The organism is Psychrobacter sp. 1Y4 (assembly GCF_051847555.1).
In genome coordinates this window covers 1-581 of record NZ_JBPYDE010000888.1, presented here as the reverse complement: position 1 = coordinate 581, position 581 = coordinate 1, and the positions used below count along the sequence as shown (strand labels likewise).

Below are 581 nucleotides of genomic sequence, written 5' to 3'. Positions count from 1 at the left end.
CCCAGCCCCATGATCATCAGTAGGGGCGGATTATTAGGGTTGCCACCCGCTTCGACACATAGCTCTATACCATCACCAATATCAATCATCGCTTGATGAAGGTGTTGACTAAGATCGGAGTCGCGCCACTGATGATTCCCAAACCGTTGCCATTCAGGAGTAGGGTAAAAGTCTAGAGTGTTGTCTAAACTGGTATCTGACGTTTCCGGCAATTTGGCACTATTAATGTCATTTGATGTTGTCATGAAGTGTCCTAATTAGAGGGTCATCTACTACAGCTCAAGCATCTCAAAATCAAGCTTGCCGACACCGCACTCAGGGCAGGTCCAGTCATCAGGGATATCTTCCCATTTGGTACCAGGGGCAATACCTTCTTCAGGGCAGCCAAGCGCTTCATCATAGATCCAGCCGCAGACAATACATTCATAACGTTTCATAAATAGTCCTATTGATCATTACCAGTGTCACAGTGCGTCATAAACGCTTATATTTCGTATTACAGTCATTATATTAGACGGTAAAAGCGCACGTAGTTTAGCATATAACCGTTATTTTCATAGTTAAGTTTACACTTGTATATT

General features: G+C 43.4%; 1 protein-coding gene and 1 pseudogene. Both read right to left on the bottom strand.

The window, feature by feature from the left end; all coding sequences use genetic code 11:
- Window positions 1-245: pseudogene (locus tag ACS8FC_RS19425) on the bottom strand (alpha/beta hydrolase); the annotation flags it as partial.
- Between the two features lie 27 nt (window positions 246-272).
- Window positions 273-437 (bottom strand): rubredoxin, encoded by a 165-nt coding sequence (locus ACS8FC_RS19420; RefSeq protein ID WP_057759803.1) that lies wholly within the window; start codon window positions 435-437, stop codon window positions 273-275.
- Window positions 438-581 lie beyond the last annotated feature (144 nt).